The following is a 16146-nucleotide window of genomic DNA, read 5'->3' as shown; positions in this document are numbered from 1 at the left end:
TCCTGTCTTCCTGATGCGGCCACCTGTCGTGGCGGCCGTCGTGACAGGCAGGTGCACACGAGCTGTCCCGGACCTACCGAGGCGGGTCGGGGCGGCGCAGCAGCGCCTCGATCTCGGCCCGGTCGGTCTTGAGCTGGTCGGCGTCGGCGCGAGCGGGCCAGGCGCGCAGATCGGTGACGATCGGCGGGGCCGCACGCAGCAGGGTCACCGCGGTGCCGAACGGGAGGGTCCGCAACCGGTCGGGCGGGAAGATCGCGACCCTGCGCACGGAGCGCTGGTTCTGGCGAGTGCCGTGATCACCGAGGGTGATCGAGTCGGTGTACTCATCACGTTCACCGATCAACGTGGACAGGTCTTGAAGGTCTTTGCTGTTCGAAGCCCCGCCGAGAAGAATCTTCACGATGGAGGCGTCCCAGATCGCGCCGGCCTGGTTCTCCGACCACTTGTCGCGCGCCTGCGCGAGAGACTGGAGCACGGGCAAACAGGTGATTCCGGTGCCACCGCCCTCGGCCATCAGCGTCGGCAACGACGGCAGCGGGGCGAGGTTGCCGATCTCATCCAACGCCAGCAGCAGTGGCGGGTCGAGACGGGCTCCGGGTGAGCGTGCCGCGATCCGCCGGGCGGTCTCCACGAGATCCTCCACCAACGCGGCGACCAGTGCTGCGGAGGCTCCGGCTCCAGCACCGGTCGCGAGGAGGAACAGGGTGCCCCGATCACGGATGAACGCTTCGGGGTCGAACTCCTCCCCGGGGCCGGGGCTGACGGCATCGAGCACCCGCGGGTCAGCGAGAGCACCGAGGGCCAGAGAGACGCCCTGCCAGATCGAATCGCGGGTCCTGGGGTCGGCGTCGATCATGGATTCCAGCGAGTCCGCCCACCCCGTGGCCGCGTCCGGGCTGTTGGTGAGGATCGCGACGGCCTCCGCCGCAGCCGAGGGGTCCAGGGTCCAGCGGAACAGCTCCGTCGGGGAACGCCCATCAAGAGCAGCGGCGTGCAGCAGAGCCTGCAGCGCAGTCCTCGTCTTGCCTTCCCAGAATCCGCCAGACTCCACCCCGCCGGCGGACAGGCCGGTGGCCGAGGCGAGGCCGGTAGCGCGGATCATCGCGGTGAGAGGGTCGGCGCAGCCACGCACGGGCGACCAGCGCATCCCCGCCGGGACGCCCTCGGCCAGGTGCTGGGGGTCGAACACTGCGACCGGGCCGTGCTTCTCTCTCGCGCGCAGGGTCGCGGTGAGGTTGTCCGGGCGGGTGCTGGTGGCGATCACCGCCCCCGGCGCGTCGAGGATCGCGGGGATTACCACGTGCAGGCCCTTGCCGGAGCGGGGTGGTCCGATGAGCAGGATCGAGTCCTCGACGCTGGCCCACACCTCCCGGCCCCGGCACATCCCGAGTCGGTAGCCGACATCCGCCGGGGTCGGCTTGGAGAGAGGGTCGCAAGTTCCCGGCGCGGGTGAGCAGCGCCGTAGGTGAGGCGACCGTGGCCACCTCGTGGCGGGTCGCGACTCCGGCGGTTGTGTGCGGGTCGACCTCGGTCTTGCGGGCGTGACGGCGCAGCCGCGTCCACACCCAGCAGCCGCCGGCGACCAGCCCGGCCAGCAGCACGACGGTCACGGCCCAGTAGGCGACCGCGCTCATCCCTGGCGCGTCGAGCGCGGCGGCAGGATCACCGGGCCGGAACAGCACCGAGATGCCGGAGGCGGGCCCAGCGGCGGGCTGGTCGGTGCCGGTGAGGAACGCGGCCACCGATCCGGCGCCGCGCAGGATCAGGGCGAGGCCGAACAGTCCGACCAGCCCGATCATCGCGGCGTTGGTCAGCTCGTCGCCGAAGCTGCCGCTCTGGCGGCCCTGCGGGACGCTCATCGCAGCCTGCGCGCCACGACCGTGCCGGAGACGCGCCCGACCAGCAGCACCTCTCCGGCATCCCCGACCCGTCGCGGATCGAGCAGCCCCCGTGCAGTGCCGTCGCCGGCCGCGTCGGTGTCGGAGACGAGCACGGTGCAGGCGATGTCCTCCCCGGCGACGAACCCCTCCCCGGTGACCTCGATCAGCGCCGGCACCGCCTTGGGCCGTCTCGTCTTTGGGGCCGGCTCGGGTGCAGGGTCGGCGCGGTGTGGTTGTGCGGCGACGAGTTCGGTGAAGCTCGTGCCGTCGGCCTCGTGCACCTCCACCCGCACCGGCACCGCACGCTCCTGGCTGGCGTGGTCGATGATCTGCGGGAACGCGGCCCGCGACCACGGCCGCTGGTCGTCGTCGGGCGGATACACGGTGCCGTCGATCATCACGGTCATCGACCCGTCGGCGTGGATATCGAGGATCACGGTGCGCATCGACACCGGCACCGGCTCAGGGAGATTCGCATGTCGTCTCATGCCGGCCAGGTGCACAATCCCGTACCCGCACCGTTCATCCTGGCTGCTGCTGGCGCAGCTGCCGGGCCTCGTCCAGCACACGACGGCAGGGTTCCCTCACCCATACGCCGCTGTTAGTATCTGCGTATGGATGCAGATAAGCAGATGTGCGGCATGGATCCCGCGTCGGAATACGTCGATCTCGCCGCGGAGGTCTTGGGACTGTTGTCCGATCCGACGCGGATCAGGATCGTGCTGGCCCTGCGCCAGGCCGACGAGTTGCCGGTGAACGCGCTGGCGGAACTGGTCGGGAAGAAGCCCTCGGGGGTGTCGCAGCATCTGGCCCGACTACGGATGGCGCGGATGGTCACGACCCGGCAGGAGGGCACGAGCGTGCTCTACCGCCTCACCGACGAACACGCGGTCGCCCTGGTGGTCGAGGCGATCAAGCAGGCCGAGCACGCGGTCGCGAACGGGCAGATCCCGCCCCACCACCACGCACCCCGGCAGTAGTAGCCCGTTCGTCGCACAAACTCTCGTTCGTTAGGCCTCGTCTCATGCTTGCTGTCCTGCGCAATCCCACCTACGCGAAACTGTTCAGCGCGCAGGTCATCGCGCTGCTGGGCACGGGCCTGCTCACCGTCGCGCTCGGACTGCTCGCCTTCGAAATCGCCGGTGGCGACGCCGGCGTGGTGATGGGTGTGGCGATGACGATCAAGATGGTGGCCTACGTCGCCGTCTCCCCCCTCACGACGGCACTCACCGCCCGTCTCAAGAGAAAGCCACTACTCATCGGGACCGATCTCATCCGGGCTGGGGTCGCGCTCTCGCTGCCGTTCGTGACCGAGGTGTGGCAGATCTATCTGCTGATCTTCCTGTTGCAGTCCGCATCGGCGACGTTCACGCCCGCGTTTCAGGCCGTGATCCCGTCCGTGCTCCCGGACGAGGGACAGTACACACGTGCCCTGTCGCTGTCGCGGCTCGCCTACGACCTGGAGTCGCTGGTGAGCCCGATGCTCGCCGCCGCCTTACTGACGGTCGTCAGCTTCCACAATCTCTTCGCTGGCACCGTGGTCGGGTTCCTTGCCTCTGCGACCCTGGTGCTTGTGTCCCGCTTTCCTCGCTTCGAGGCTCCCGCTCCGGCGCCGTTCTTCGATCGCCTCACCCGCGGCGCCCGTGCGTTCTGGGCCAGCCGGGAGCTGCAGGGCCTGATGGCGCTGAACCTCGTCGTGGCGACGACCACGGCGATGGTGATCGTCAACACCACTGTCCTCGTCCTGGGCGATCTGGGCCGCACCCAGTCCGATGCTGCGCTCCTGCTCGCCGCCTACGGAGGCGGCTCCATGATCGTGGCCCTGACCATGCCCAAGCTCTTGGAAGCCGTCTCGGACCGGCGAGTCATGCTCACCGGCGGCATCGCCCTGCCCGTCCTTCTCCTGGCCGGAGCCGGGGTGCTCGCCTGGACCGATGGCACGCCCCAGTGGGTCGGGCTGCTGAGCGTGTGGGCGCTGATGGGGGCGGCAACCTCCACGATCCTCACCCCCTCCGCCAGGCTGCTGCGGCGAGGCAGCACGGAAGAGAATCGGCCCGCGGTGTTCGCCGCGCAGTTCTCCCTGTCCCACGCCTGCTTCCTCATCACGTACCCCCTCGCCGGTGTTCTCGGCGCCGCTATCGGCCTTCCCGCCGTGGCTCTCGTCCTCGTCGGTATCGGCATTCTCGGCGCGGTCCTCGCCACCACTGCTTGGAGCGCTACATCCCGCACTCTCGTGCAAGCTCACAAGCGATGAGCACAGGGAGCGCTCATGCCCTCCACGACCGCTTCGACAAAGATCGATCTGATCGCTCGTACGGTTGCATCTGTAACGAACATGCGACCCCACAGTCAAGGTCAGAACGTCTGGAGATCCGCGGAATCACGCGGATTCTTACCCTACGCGGGGTTGGTTTTTTCCGGGATCGGACATGCGGCTGGTGGTGTCGAAGAGCTCGTACTCGGCCGGGTGGAGCTGGTGCTGGACGACGAAGGAGCGTTCCTTGATCCGCCACAGCCCTTGTCCGGTGCCCAGCGTCGGCAGCAGCTCGCGCTCGGTGCCGGTCAGTCCAAGGGTCTTCGCGGTCGTGCCCAGCTGGTCGGATTCCTGCCGGTAGATGATGCGGGACTCCGCATTGGCGAGCAGGGAGTTCGCGAGCGAGCGCATGGCCGAGCCCTGGTCGCCGACGTTTTCCAGGTCGGTGAGCTTGTGGAAGATGAGCATGTTGCTGATCCCGTACGCCCTCGCCAGCCGCCAGTGCGCATCCATGCGCTTGAGCAACGCGGGTTCGGACATGAGGCGCCAGGCTTCGTCGTAGATGCACCAGCGCTGCCCGCCGTTCGGGTCCAGCAGCGCCGATTCCATCCACGCGCTGGAGCACGTCATCAACACCGACACCAGCGTGGAGTTCTCGGTGACTCGCGACAGGTCCAGGGACACCATCGGCAGGGTCGGGTCGAACACCTCCGTCGACGGGCCGTCGAACAGGCCGGAGAGGTCCCCAGCCACCAGTCGTCGCAGCGCGTGTCCGACCATGCGGCCGTCCTCGGCCAGCCGCCCGTCAGGGTCGTGGGAGGGAGACAGGAGGTGGTCGACGATCATCGGCAGGATCGGCACCTCGTTCTCCCGTACCGTTTCGGCGAGGGCGGTGTCGATCGCGGTGTGCTCCAGCGGCGACATGGGCCTGGCCAGCACGGTCTCGGTGAGCGCGCCGATCAGGTCGCGGCGGCGGGAGGCGACCGTCGTCTCCCACTCCGCATCGCTGAGCCCGGAGGGGCGGTAGCCCTCGTCGAGGGGGTTGAGGCGGGTGGGCAGGCCGTGGCCGAGCTGGATCGCCCGCCCGCCGACGGCGCGGGCGATCTCAGTGTGCTCGCCTTTCGGGTCACCGGGAACGTAGACCCGCCGCCCGAACGGCAGGCTGCGCGTGTACAGGCTCTTGGCGAGGGAGGATTTGCCGCTGCCGACGATCCCTGCGACCACGACGTTCGGGGCGGTGATGACCCCGGTCTGATACAGCACCCACGGGTCGTAGACGAACGAGCCCCCGGAGTAGAGGTCCTGGCCGACGAACACGCCCGCCGAGCCCAGGCCGCCCTCAGCGAGGAACGGGTACTGGGCCGACAGGGTCGCGGAGGTGTCCTGGTGGCGGGGCAGCCGGAACCGGCCCGGCGTCCGCAACGTTTGCTTGCCGGGCTCCCCGGCGGCGGGCAAATACCGAGTGGCCTTGCGCTCGGCCCGCTCGACCTCGGCCTTGGCTTTCGCTTCCGCGACCTCGCGGCGACGCTGCTCGGCCTGCAACCGGGCCGCGGCCTGGCGGCGCTGCGCCCGCAGCCGTCGCCGCTCGGTGGCCGGGGCGACCAGCACGGAGGTATGTAGGCGTTCCTTCTCGCTCACAGTCCCAACCCCCGCCCCTGACCTCTGCTGGACCCGGCGGGGTGCGGGTCGAACCACGACCCTGCCGGCTGCGCGACCCGCGCCTGCCTCCCCGCGCGCAGGGAACGCCGCGTCGTGTGCTTCGGAACGGTGGTGGGGTGTTCGATGGCGGTGACGGCACCGGTCAGGCGGGTCGTGGTCTCCTCCAGTGCGGTGCCGGCCTGATGGAGCTCGTCACCGATCTGCAGCCCGGTATCCCGTGTGAGGGCCGGGGCGCCGGGGAGGGTGTGGGCGACGGCGATCCGGTCGATCGCCTCCCGCATCGCCGTGGCCGCATCGCGCAGGTCGCCCAGCAGTGTGGCGGTGCCGGGACCCGTGGCCTGCAGTTCACTGTCCGCGGCGAGGTGGCGCAGGTTGCGGGCGGCCTCGGTGGCGAACGCGGCGGGATAGTAGACGGCGGACATGATGGCCTCCCAGGCACGAGAACGACGGGGATGTGGTGCAGGTGCACCCCACCCGCCCGGTCACGGACATGCCGGTGCCGCCGACCCCACAGGGCGGCGGCACCACGGGAGGTAGTCGGGTCAGAGGCCGAGGCCGCGGTCACGCTTGACCGCCGCGACGCCCGGATGCTCGAACCAGGACCCCTCGCTCACCGGCCCACGCCCGGCGGCACTGCCCGCTTCTCGTCCGGTGGCGCGTACCCCGCGATCAGAGAGCGCCGCAGCGGCAGCACCCGCCGCGCCCATCGCAGTCCCGGCCGAGGCGGCACCGCCGGCACTGCCCATGTCGGGGTCCATGGTCGGTGCGGGGGTGTCGGTGTCGAGGCTGTCCTCGGGCGCGATCTGGTGGTGGCGGTAGAGGGCGACGTGGCCGAGGTCCGGGTTGTAGGTCAGCGTGTACTCTCCCGTGCGTGCTTCCTTGTCCAGCGCCCCGATCGGTGGGGTGTCGTAGACGTAGCCGTTGAGCATGGCCGCGTCCGTGGTCTCCTCGCCGTAGTCGAAGCCGGCCAGGTGCTCGATCGCGGCGTCCGGGCCGTCACAGTCGATCAGCCACAGCACCGCATCGGCTTCACCGCCCTGGAGGAAGACGATGTTCACCCACCGCGACACCGGCCCCTGAACCCTGGTCATCTCCGTCTCGGCGGGTGCGGGCGGGGCGGGGTGCCAGGCGATGCGACCGGCAGCCTGCGAGGCACGGTTAAGCCCCTCCTCGACACGGTCCAGGGCGGCAGCGGCCTCGGAGAGCTCCCCGGCGGCCAGGCGGGCATCACGGATACCGGCGGCGGGGTCTCCGGCATCGTCGAAGGCGCGCCCGTCATGGCGGGCGTGGCGGGTGGCGAGCTGCTGGATCGACTGCTGCATCGAGCGCACCCCGGCCAGCAGGTCCCCAATCACCCCGTAGGCGTCCTCGGGGTGGGTGAAGTCGCGGCTGGCGTGCGCCAGGCCGCGCAGCGCCTGCGATGCCTCCTCGGCGTCGGCGACGGGATCGTAGAATGTAGGCACGGTTCCTCCCCTTGACTGTGGTGATCGAGAGGTACGCATTCAGAGCACGAACCAGCCGGAGGAGCACATGAGCGGTGAGGATAGGGCCAGCGATCAGCTCGCAGCGAGGCACACTCAGACCCTGCGACTGTTCAAACGCCGAGCGGAAGAGCTCTTCTCGTGCGAGCTCGCACGTCGTGACGATGCGATGAACCTGGGGCAACAGCTGCACATGAACTTCGTTGTCGATCAAGCCACAGGCCAGTCGTCTCTGGCAGGCATTCGCCAGGTCATTCCTCCCAAAGAGCAGGTGGCTTACGCACTCACACTGATCCGTCCACTCACGCTCACGAAGAAGGGCGACCGGCTCGCATGGGTAACGGTTCTTGCCGCGTTGGAGTACTTTCGGCCGGCGGACGCCACCAATGTCTCTGAGCATTTGACACAGTTGCGTGAGAACTGGGCGCAGTACCCGCCTCGCCGAATGCGGATTATGCAGGCCCCGATCGACCCAGAAGCAGCCGGGGTTCGTGTCAATGCCTGGGACAACGAGATCGCACGTATGTTCCTCTACGGTGACCTCGTCCATGGCGATGACAACGCCGAATTGCTGGACGCGCTCGGAGATGATCAGGTTGTCTTCTCCGCCGGTGCGATGGCGTCGGACGGCTTCATGTTGGTGAACAACACGTATCAGGTCATGCACTGGCTCCGACCAGATATCGCCCCAAACGACGCGCACTTCTCCCAACTCCTAGCACAGGAGAAGCCCCCGAAGGACAACTGAGCCGGCTCATACGGGCCGGGTCAGGGGCAAGGCCGCGGCTGTGAACGCGGCGGCCTGCTGGCCGACGAGGCGGCGGGTTTCGCAGGAGGCCTGGATGGCGGCCTGCTCGACCGCGGCGACCGCGGCGTCCAGTTCCTCGATGGTGGGCGCCGAGACGGCGACCAGACCGGTCACGCGCAGCACGCCGTGCCCGGCGGTGAGGTCAGCTTCCTGCTGGAGCACGTCGGTGTATTCGGCGGTCTGGGCGGCGTCCTCGATCTGTCCGATCCGGCGGCGCTGCGCGGCATCGGAGATGTGCTCGACCTTCTTCTTGCGGATGTCACGGGCAGCCTGATCGGTGCGCAGCGGGGTGTAGAGCAGCGACAGGGATCGCCCGATCCCTGAGGAGAGCACCAGCGGGGCGAGGAACCCCGGATACACCATCGAGCGGGGCCACTCGCTGATCCAGAGCACGACGTGGTAGCCGGTATCGGTGCGCAGCCTCGTCCAGGTCTCGGTCACCGCGACCGGGCCGGCGGTGGCCAGCGACTGGCCGATCTCCCCGTGCCGCTCCAGGGTCGCGGCGACGGCCGGGTCGTAGGCGCTGCGCAGGATCACGGCGATCTGCCCCGGGCTCAGCCACCCGGCAGGGGTCAGGTCCGCCGAGCGCAGCGCCGCGGTCAGTGTGCTCATCTCCTGGCGCAGCACCGCGGCCGCGCCCCGCAGCCCGCCGCCGGCGGTCCGGATCTGCCGGGCCGCCGTCTTCATATCCAGGCTGAGGCTGATCGTGGTGGCGTGACGCTCCCCGGCGGGCCCGGCGCGCTCGATCAGCTCGGCATACGTCCTCGATGCGAAGGAGTCGTCCTGGCTGCCGTGGGCGGCCCACCATTCGGCCAGGCCCGTGCCCGAGTCCGGCAGGGTGCGCTCCAGCACCTGCACGGTCGCGATCCGCCCGGACCGGCAGACGCTGGCCAGCACCCGCCCCCAGGAGGAGACCCGGCGGGCCTGCTCGCCGGGATCGAGGAGCACGAACGCGGGATGGCGGATCTCGCACACCACCGTCAGCGTCGCCTGGTGAGGGTCGTGGATCATGCCCGCCCCGCTCTGCGGGTCGACGTGCTCGCGCAGCCGCGCCATGTCACCGGGCAGCGCGAGCGTGCCCGCCGGCCTCGGAGCGACGATGCGGCGCCGGTAGGCCAACTGTCCGCCGGTGGTCCGCCACAGCCACCAGGCGGCCACGGGCACCCATTCCACGACCGGGCGCCCGGCGACGGGCATCCAGGTCAGCACGATCGAGGACACCCAGATCGGGGCGGTGTAGGCGATGAGCATCCCGCCGGCGTAGAACGCGCCCACCAGGGACAGCACTCCGACGGCGAGGGTCGCCAGCTGGGTCGCGGACAATCCCAGCAAGATGCCGCGGCGAGTCAATCTGCTGAATTTCACCGGCACCAGGTCGGTGCCCGTACGCGCTTCTTCGGCGCTGTGCTTGTTGCTCACGAGGATCACTCCTTCCCACCGGTCGGCGGCTTACTGGGCCCGTCGTCGGGCTTCGGGCCGGTCGGCAGGTTCGGCTGCGGGGTGCTGCGCGGCGGTGCCTGCGCGCCCGGCCCACTCCCACCGCTCTCACCGTTCCCGCTGGTGTTGGTGTTGCCGGTGTTCTGGTTGGCGCCGTCGGTGGCGGCCTCGGCCTGGGCGCCGATCTGCTTGCCGGCCTCGGGGCCGGCCGTCGCGGCCTTCTTCGCGACCTCCGCGCCGATGACCACCGCCGCGACCGGTCCCGCGGCAGCTCCCGCACCGGCCGCCGAACCGCCGGCGCCCGCACCGCCCGCACCTGCTCCGGCATCTGCTCCGCCGCCTGGTGGTGGCGGCGTGCCCCCACCGCCGCCGCCACCGCCGGGTGGGTTTCCGCCTCCGGGTGGGGGCGGTTCGTCACCCCCGCCCCCACCTCCTCCGCCGCCGTTGCCGTTGGTGTCGAGGATCTTCTTCGGGCCTTCGCCTTGCGGTGTGCCGGGCACCGGGACGGGTCGGTTCATGGCGTTCTTGGCTTCTTGTTCCGATCCCATGGTGTTGTAGAGGTCGAAGCCGAGGAACGCGATGACCCGGTAGACCATGTAGGGGGCGAAGGCGGCGATCGCGAGCATGACGATGCCGGTGATTGGCTCGGTGATCGCCGTCAGGTCCGCCTCGATGGGGGTTGCCATCTGGGTGATCGCGATGAGGAACACCACCACGAGCACCAGCTTGGAGATGATGAGGGCGAGTACGAACGCCGCCCACTTCCCGATCCACCCGCGGGTGGCATCCCACGCCGCACCAGCGAACGCGAGCGGGGCGAGCACGATCGCGATCAGCAGCAGAGCCTTGCGGATCAGCAGCGAGAACCACACGATCGCGACCGCGGCGACCATGAGCCCGCCGAGGAAGATCGTCACGATCGCCCCGACACCGGGGGCGGAGATGTTGATGGCGGTCAGTCCGGCGGCCAGCAGGATGATCTTGTCGCCCATCGTGGCCGTGGTCTCGCCGGCGGCTTGGATGATCCCGATGGTCAACTGGTCGGTGATCTCCAGCGCGAGCGCGGCCAGGGTGATGACCACGAAGGAGCCGAGCACGGCCTTGCCGGCCCCGAGGGCGGCGCGGGACAGCGCGGTGGGGTCGCGGCGGATCAGGCCGAGGATGAGCTGGAAGCAGAAGAAGATCAGCACGATGAACACGCCGATCCCGAACAGCAGGTTGTACACCGACACGTACCCCTCTTGGGTGACGTCGACCAGCGTGGTCGTGTCAAACACTGTCCACATGGCCTCGATCAGCCAGCCCGCCGCCCCGCCGACGGCCTGCGCGAACCAGTCGAACGGGGCGGCGATCAGCGACGCGGCCGCTTCACCGGCGGAGTCGCAGACCGTGGAGATGACGGGAACATCGCACAGCGCCATCACAGACCTCCCTCACACAGATAGGCGGGTTCAGACGGCCTGGCCGACGCCCCAGAAGAAATTGATCAGCGTGACCGCGGCACCGCAGATCACCGCCGCACCGCAGGAGATCAAGACGCCGATCTTGCCGCGGCCGGCCAGGTGGGGGTTGCTGGAGTTGGAGCCGAAGCCCCACACGATCGCCGAGACGATCAGCGCGAGGACGGACAGGATGAGGCCGACGGTCATGACGGCACCGACGATGGTGCGCAGCTGGTCGATGCCGGGCAGCCCCGAGTCGTTGGGGTCGATGTCGATCTGCATCGGGAGCATCGCCAAGCGGGCGAGGGTCCAGGTGGCGAGGGTCGTGATGGTCATGGCAGGGCGCTCCTTCGACAGATGAGACAGAGGTGTTCTCTCGACCAGGTGCACCCGACCCCGCCAGACACGCAGCAGCGCCCGCCCCCACAAGACCGGGGGCGGGCGCAGCAGCTTCAGCGCAGGGGTTCAGAGTTGTTGGCCGATGCCGATCAACCAGTTCATCCACGTGACCCCGGCGCCGGCGAGGATCGCCGCCCCGAGGGCGACGAGCACGCCGGTGCGGGCCTTGCCGGCGGCGGCGTAGTTCCCGGACGCAGACGCGATCGCCCAGACGATGCCGGAAATAATGAGCATCAGCACCGCGATGATGAGCACGAACGTCAACAGGGCGCCGATGACCTCTTCCAGGTCGCCGATGCCGCCCAGGCCCTCGAAATCGGGGAACACGTCCATCAGGCCCCACCACCCGAATCGGCGAGGGTGACGTGGAGGTGGTCTTGATGCCTCGTGGTGATATCGGTGCCGCGCGTGTAGTCGCGCCAGCCCTCGTCGTCACGGGCGAGGGACCAGATCTTGTCCTGCCAGATGAGGTAGTCGACTCCGAGGGTCTCGGCGTGGTCTTTCATCCAGTTCGTGACTTCCCAGCCCGCCTCGATCTGCGCGGGCGTGGGCATCTGCCCGATGGCGTTGCCGAACGCGATATCGCAGGCCCGACCCAGCGGGTGCTCCGAGACCGTGCCCGGCCGTGGCGAGTAGCACGACCAGGTCGTCTCGGGGAACGCCGCGATCGTCTGCTGATACAGGTGCAGGGTGCGGCGGGTGATCTGCCCGTTACTGGTCGGGTCGTCGACCAGCTCATCCGGGTCACCGGCCGGGGCAGGGTCAGGCTCCCCACCAGGCCCATTGCTGTCGGGGTCGCAGTCGCCGGCCGGTGGGCCGGTCTCGGCCTCGGGCAGGTCCGCGGCGTCGTGGGCGTTCAGCCAGGCGGCGGGGTCGGTGTGCTCACCGCCGGTGCCCCCGACATAGACCTCAAGGTGCAGGTGCGGGCCGGTGGACTGGCCCGAGGAGCCGACGTCGGCGATGTGCTGCCCGGCCCGCACCCTATCGCCGGCCTCGACGTGGATGCCGTCGGCCCAGGAATGGATGTACCCGGTGGCGACCTGCTCGCCGCCGACCTGATGTTCGATGACGACCTTCCCGCCCCACGCATCGGTGTACTCGGCGACGGTGACCGTGCCGTCGGCGGCGGCGAGGATGGGCGTGCCGTCCGGGGCGGCGAAGTCGCTGCCGGTGTGGAAGGACTGCTCCCCGGTGATCGGGTGGGTGCGCGGCCCGTACGGGTCGGTCGCCGTCCACGTGCCCTCGGGCAGAGGGAACACCACCCGCGAAGACTCCGCCGCCCCGGCCACAGCAGGCACCACACCAGGGTCAGTTTCGACGTTCGTGCCTGTGGTGCCGAGGAGGGTGTCGAGGATCGTGACGGCGACGGGGCTGTAGTTCTCGTACCGGTCGGGGAACGCCGAGACCTCCACGGCTTGGGCGGCCTCGCCTTTGCCCATGTCTTGCCAGCCGGGGATGTCCAGCAGCCCGCGCGGCGAGGGATGGTTCGGGCCGTCCGGGCCGCCGAAGAACGCTCGCGCCTGATACTCGGGGGCCATCAGCTCTGGGACCGACCCCCACCCGGCCTGCGGGCGCATCTGGAACAACCCCAGGCTGTCGTTGTCGCTGCCATCGCCATCGTTCGGGTAGTCCGCTGACTCCGGGTAGACGCTCGTGTTCGACAGCTGCCGCAGGGTCGACTCGGTCAGTGCGGCCATCAGCGCGATCTGGAGTCCGTCACGGTTCACGCCCTCGACGCCGGAGCCGGTCTCGATGATCGTGGCCGCGTGCGTGAGTTGCTTCTTGTTCAGCGTGAACGACTCCCCATCGCGCGTTTCGACGGCGAGCTCGTCGGGCACCTCGCCGACTTGCAGTCCGCCGCCGGGCACGGTGCAGGCCCAGGTCGCGGCGGGGTTCATCAGCAGCCCGATCCCGACCATCGACAGGAACGGTGCTACCAGCGCCAGTGCGAGCAGTCCGATAGCGAGCTTCTTGAGCACCACGCCCCTCCTTTCTCCCCAGACCTCTCGGGTCAGCGCAGGGGGTTGTCCAGCTCGGACAGCCGCAGCAGATGACAGGTGTCGTAGGCGGGCTCGCAGACCACGAACACGGTGAACGCCACCTCGTGCGCGGAGTCGACGGGTTCGTCGTTCAACACCCCGGCACGGTGGCGGACGCCTTCGATCGTGATCGCCGTCGTCCCCTCCACCAGCTGCCCCGGCTGCGCCTGCTCCTGCGCGGTCGCCCACGCTCCGGGCACGAACGCATCGGTGATCTCCAGGTGCTGGGTGGTGGCGTACTGGCGCAGCTCGACCCATGCCTCCCGCGTGGGCAGATAGGCGGCGATATCGGAGGCGAGGCCGGCCTGCTCGGTGCCGGTCGGGTCGGCGACCTCCATCAGCACGCTCGTGTAGTCCAGCGGCATCAGCCCCGACCCGGTATCCCAGGCGAACACCGCCGTCGCGACGTTGCGGGCGAACTCCTCCGGGTCCCCGGACCCGACCACCGCAGCGATCCGCCCCGGCCGTGGCGTGCCGGACTCGACCGGACTCGACGACGCGCCCGGCTCGGGGTCACGGTCGTGGGGTGGGCTGGTGTCGGGGCCGAGGATCAGGCCGTAGATCCCGATGCCGGCCAGGAGCACGATCACCAGGCCGGCGGCGAGCAGGACGATCAGGCGGGTGCGCGGGCGGGAGTCAGCGAAAGTCTTCATGCCGCCCAGGTGCACGCACCCGGTCACAGAGCACGCAGATGCTGCCGAGAGACGCTCTCGCCTGATTCGGCATCAGCGCCGGGGCCGGTGTCCTCGTCGGTGCGGGGCTCCTCGGTTGTCGTCTCGACGTCGTGGCCGGTGGTGTCGAGGGAGATGCGCAGGCGGGCGGCGAAGGCGCTGGTGCCGTCGGCGACGTCGAGGAAGATGCCGGCCTGCTCCTCGGTGAGGTCGCGGGCGAGCTCGTCCACGTCGTAGTGGGTCCACCATTCCGCCAGGGAGGTCCAGGTCTGCACGAACGCCGTCACCGGCCACCGCCCCGGCACCACCGCCGGCCGGGCCGAGGTGTGCGTGCGGGGCTTGGTGCGTCCAGCGGCGGTGACACGGGCGACGGCCTCTTGGGCCATCGCGCGCAGCGACGCCTGGCGAGAGGCGTCCGCTTGCTCGACCTGGCCGCGCAGGCGCTGATAGGCGGGGTCGACCGGCCCGCCGGCCTCGATCCCCGCCAGCTCCGTCGTCGCCTGCTCGCGCAGCGCCTCGGGATTCTCGGGGTTCTCGGCCATGGCCTGGATCGCCGAGATCTTCTCCAGCGTCGTGTACGAGGCGCGGCCGGTGACCATCCGCGCGGCCTGCGCGCGGCTCCTCCCACCGACACCCCCTGACGGGGGTGCCAATTTGGCACCCCCGTCAGCACCGGGCTGATTCTCCGCCGAGAAGCGGGTTACGACATCGCGGCGCTGGGCGTCCTCGGTCATGAGCTGCTTGAGCTCGCGGTACAGGGCGGCGGCCTCCAGCTGGTTGAGCGGCTTGCGGTGCGCATTCTCGTCCTGCTCGGCCAGCAGATGCCCCAACCGGGTCGAGACACCCGATCGCACCCACACGCTGACCGTGCGCCAGTGCAGCAGCCGGATCGCTTCCAGCCGGCGTCGCCCGCACACCAGCACCCCTTCGGGGGTGACCGTGATCGGTTGCAACAGGCCGTGCTCGCGGATCGAGTCAGCCAGAGCCTGGATATCGCCGAGGTCGGCGCGATGACGGGCACCGACCTGAATCGACTCCACGGTGCGTTGCAGTTCGATACTCATCACCACTCACCCCTCTCAGTCCTCTCTTCGTGGTCCCCGGTTACTTCCGGGCCTGTCGTGGGGCGGCCAGGCAGATGGTGAGCACGAGATCGTCATCGCGCAGCAGCATCGGGATCGTCTCGCCGATCAGCAGCCGCAGCAGCACCCCGCGGCCCGCGCTGGTCGCCGCCAGCGCCGGGTGCGGGTTGCCCAGCAGCGCCTTGAGCAGCCCGGTCCAGGACCGGCCCGGCAGATCCAGCAGCGCGCGGGCGTGCTGGTCACGTCGCAGGGTCTCGAACGCGGTATGCCGCGCCCCGGCCTTCGCCAGCGCCCCGCAGATGTGCTCCACCGACGCCCGCGCGGTCGCGGGCTCCCAGCCGAGCATCGTCACCAGCGCGATCGCGTCCTCAGCCGCCGACGACGCCGACATCGCCACCCCCACCACACCACCACCGCCACCGTCACCGTCTCCGGCGTCTCCGGTGCCGTCGGGATCGGGTTCGGGGTCGGTGACCTGGAACGCGGGGTGATACTCCGACAGCGGCGTCTCCCTGTCGGAGATTCGCTCGGCGTCGTGGAACGCGGAGATGTGCGGGCGGCGGGCCTGATGGGTCGAGCACAGCAGCCCCTAGGCGCGCTCCTCGGCGATGCAGGTGATCCGCACCGCGTGCGTGACCACGCCCCACGGGTCGATCGCCTCCCGGGCGGAGCGGGTGCGCATCACATCGAACGCGGCGCTGGCGGCCTCCCACGGGTCCAACGAGTGCTTGCGCGCCAGCGCGGCGTACTTCTGCGCCGCATACTGCATCAGCTCGCCGGCGACCGGGTCCCGCGCCCATGCCCCGGGCCCGGCCGCGTGGAGCCGGGCCAGCAGGGCACGCAGCCCGGCGCTGGTCGTGTAGTTCTCAGGCCCCCGCTGCGGGGAACCTGTGTGAGTCGTGGTCGTCATGGGTTCGGCACCTCCTGGCAGGCAGGTGCACTCGCCTTCTCCGACACCTGGTGCTCGGCGTTCGGCGCCGGGCATGGTCGTGGT

The 16146-nt window shown here is 69.8% G+C and carries 15 protein-coding genes and 2 pseudogenes; 4 read left to right on the top strand and 13 right to left on the bottom strand.

Annotation, left to right across the window (positions count from 1 at the left end):
• Window positions 1-73: 73 nt before the first annotated feature.
• Both ABD982_RS07750 and ABD982_RS07745 read right to left on the bottom strand, forming a co-directional pair.
• Window positions 74-1859: pseudogene (locus ABD982_RS07750) on the bottom strand (type IV secretory system conjugative DNA transfer family protein).
• On the bottom strand, window positions 1856-2326 hold the full coding sequence (locus ABD982_RS07745; RefSeq protein WP_270238977.1) for a hypothetical protein: 471 nt from the start codon (window positions 2324-2326) through the stop codon (window positions 1856-1858). Before ABD982_RS07745 ends, ABD982_RS07750 begins: the two are co-directional and overlap by 4 nt.
• A gap of 30 nt (window positions 2327-2356) precedes the next feature.
• Here ABD982_RS07745 and ABD982_RS07740 point away from each other — a divergent pair, with 30 nt between their 5' ends.
• Genes ABD982_RS07740 through ABD982_RS07730 form a run of 3 tightly spaced genes read left to right on the top strand, consistent with a single transcriptional unit; the run spans window position 2357 to window position 4134 of the window.
• Entirely contained in the window at window positions 2357-2485 is a 129-nt protein-coding gene (locus ABD982_RS07740) for a hypothetical protein (protein ID WP_345446193.1), read from the top strand.
• 9 nt (window positions 2486-2494) lie between these two features.
• Window positions 2495-2860: an ArsR/SmtB family transcription factor gene (locus ABD982_RS07735; protein WP_197464170.1), complete on the top strand. Its 366-nt coding sequence runs from the start codon at window positions 2495-2497 to the stop codon at window positions 2858-2860.
• Between the two features lie 44 nt (window positions 2861-2904).
• Window positions 2905-4134, top strand: a complete 1230-nt coding sequence (locus ABD982_RS07730) for an MFS transporter (protein WP_270238975.1) — start codon at window positions 2905-2907, stop codon at window positions 4132-4134.
• 138 nt (window positions 4135-4272) lie between these two features.
• Here the strand turns inward: ABD982_RS07730 and ABD982_RS07725 are convergent, their stop codons facing one another.
• The 3 genes from ABD982_RS07725 to ABD982_RS07715 all read right to left on the bottom strand — a co-directional run bounded on the left by ABD982_RS07725 (window position 4273) and on the right by ABD982_RS07715 (window position 7256).
• Window positions 4273-5772: a TraC family protein gene (locus tag ABD982_RS07725; RefSeq protein ID WP_006213376.1), complete on the bottom strand. Its 1500-nt coding sequence runs from the start codon at window positions 5770-5772 to the stop codon at window positions 4273-4275.
• Window positions 5769-6215 carry a hypothetical protein gene (locus ABD982_RS07720; protein WP_270238974.1) on the bottom strand — a complete coding sequence of 149 codons (447 nt, stop codon included), beginning with the start codon at window positions 6213-6215 and terminating at the stop codon, window positions 5769-5771. Before ABD982_RS07720 ends, ABD982_RS07725 begins: the two co-directional genes overlap by 4 nt.
• Window positions 6216-6335: 120 nt before the next feature.
• On the bottom strand, window positions 6336-7256 hold the full coding sequence (locus ABD982_RS07715; protein ID WP_006213374.1) for a hypothetical protein: 921 nt from the start codon (window positions 7254-7256) through the stop codon (window positions 6336-6338).
• 67 nt (window positions 7257-7323) lie between these two features.
• Between ABD982_RS07715 and ABD982_RS07710 the strand changes: the two genes are divergently transcribed.
• The gene (locus ABD982_RS07710) at window positions 7324-8022 is read left to right on the top strand and encodes a hypothetical protein (protein WP_040560313.1); all 699 of its coding nucleotides are present in this window, start codon (window positions 7324-7326) and stop codon (window positions 8020-8022) included.
• A gap of 6 nt (window positions 8023-8028) precedes the next feature.
• On the opposite strand, the gene ABD982_RS07705 is transcribed toward ABD982_RS07710, so the two are convergent.
• The 8 genes and pseudogenes from ABD982_RS07705 to ABD982_RS07670 form a co-directional block, all read right to left on the bottom strand.
• Complete coding sequence (locus ABD982_RS07705; RefSeq protein WP_006213372.1) at window positions 8029-9501, bottom strand: SCO6880 family protein; 1473 nt, start codon at window positions 9499-9501, stop codon at window positions 8029-8031.
• 5 nt (window positions 9502-9506) lie between these two features.
• Window positions 9507-10940 (bottom strand): TrbL/VirB6 family protein, encoded by a 1434-nt coding sequence (locus tag ABD982_RS07700; RefSeq protein ID WP_006213371.1) that lies wholly within the window; start codon window positions 10938-10940, stop codon window positions 9507-9509.
• Window positions 10941-10970: 30 nt separating this feature from the next.
• Window positions 10971-11297, bottom strand: coding sequence for a DUF6112 family protein (locus ABD982_RS07695; RefSeq protein WP_006213370.1), 327 nt, complete (start codon window positions 11295-11297; stop codon window positions 10971-10973).
• Window positions 11298-11426: 129 nt separating this feature from the next.
• Window positions 11427-11693, bottom strand: coding sequence for a DUF6112 family protein (locus tag ABD982_RS07690; protein ID WP_006213369.1), 267 nt, complete (start codon window positions 11691-11693; stop codon window positions 11427-11429).
• Complete coding sequence (locus tag ABD982_RS07685) at window positions 11693-13339, bottom strand: M23 family metallopeptidase (RefSeq protein ID WP_040560324.1); 1647 nt, start codon at window positions 13337-13339, stop codon at window positions 11693-11695. Before ABD982_RS07685 ends, ABD982_RS07690 begins: the two co-directional genes overlap by 1 nt.
• A 32-nt stretch (window positions 13340-13371) precedes the next feature.
• The gene (locus ABD982_RS07680) at window positions 13372-14052 is read right to left on the bottom strand and encodes a hypothetical protein (protein ID WP_040560323.1); all 681 of its coding nucleotides are present in this window, start codon (window positions 14050-14052) and stop codon (window positions 13372-13374) included.
• 23 nt (window positions 14053-14075) lie between these two features.
• A complete protein-coding gene (locus ABD982_RS07675) occupies window positions 14076-15134 on the bottom strand; it encodes a ParB N-terminal domain-containing protein (protein WP_040560312.1) in 1059 nt (352 codons plus the stop codon).
• Between the two features lie 40 nt (window positions 15135-15174).
• Window positions 15175-16062: pseudogene (locus ABD982_RS07670) on the bottom strand (hypothetical protein).
• Window positions 16063-16146: the final 84 nt, after the last annotated feature.

This window comes from Rothia endophytica, from assembly GCF_039543885.1.
Classification (GTDB): domain Bacteria; phylum Actinomycetota; class Actinomycetes; order Actinomycetales; family Micrococcaceae; genus Rothia; species Rothia endophytica.
The sequence above is the reverse complement of the archived record's forward strand: the minus strand, read 5'-3'. Positions and strand labels throughout refer to the sequence as shown.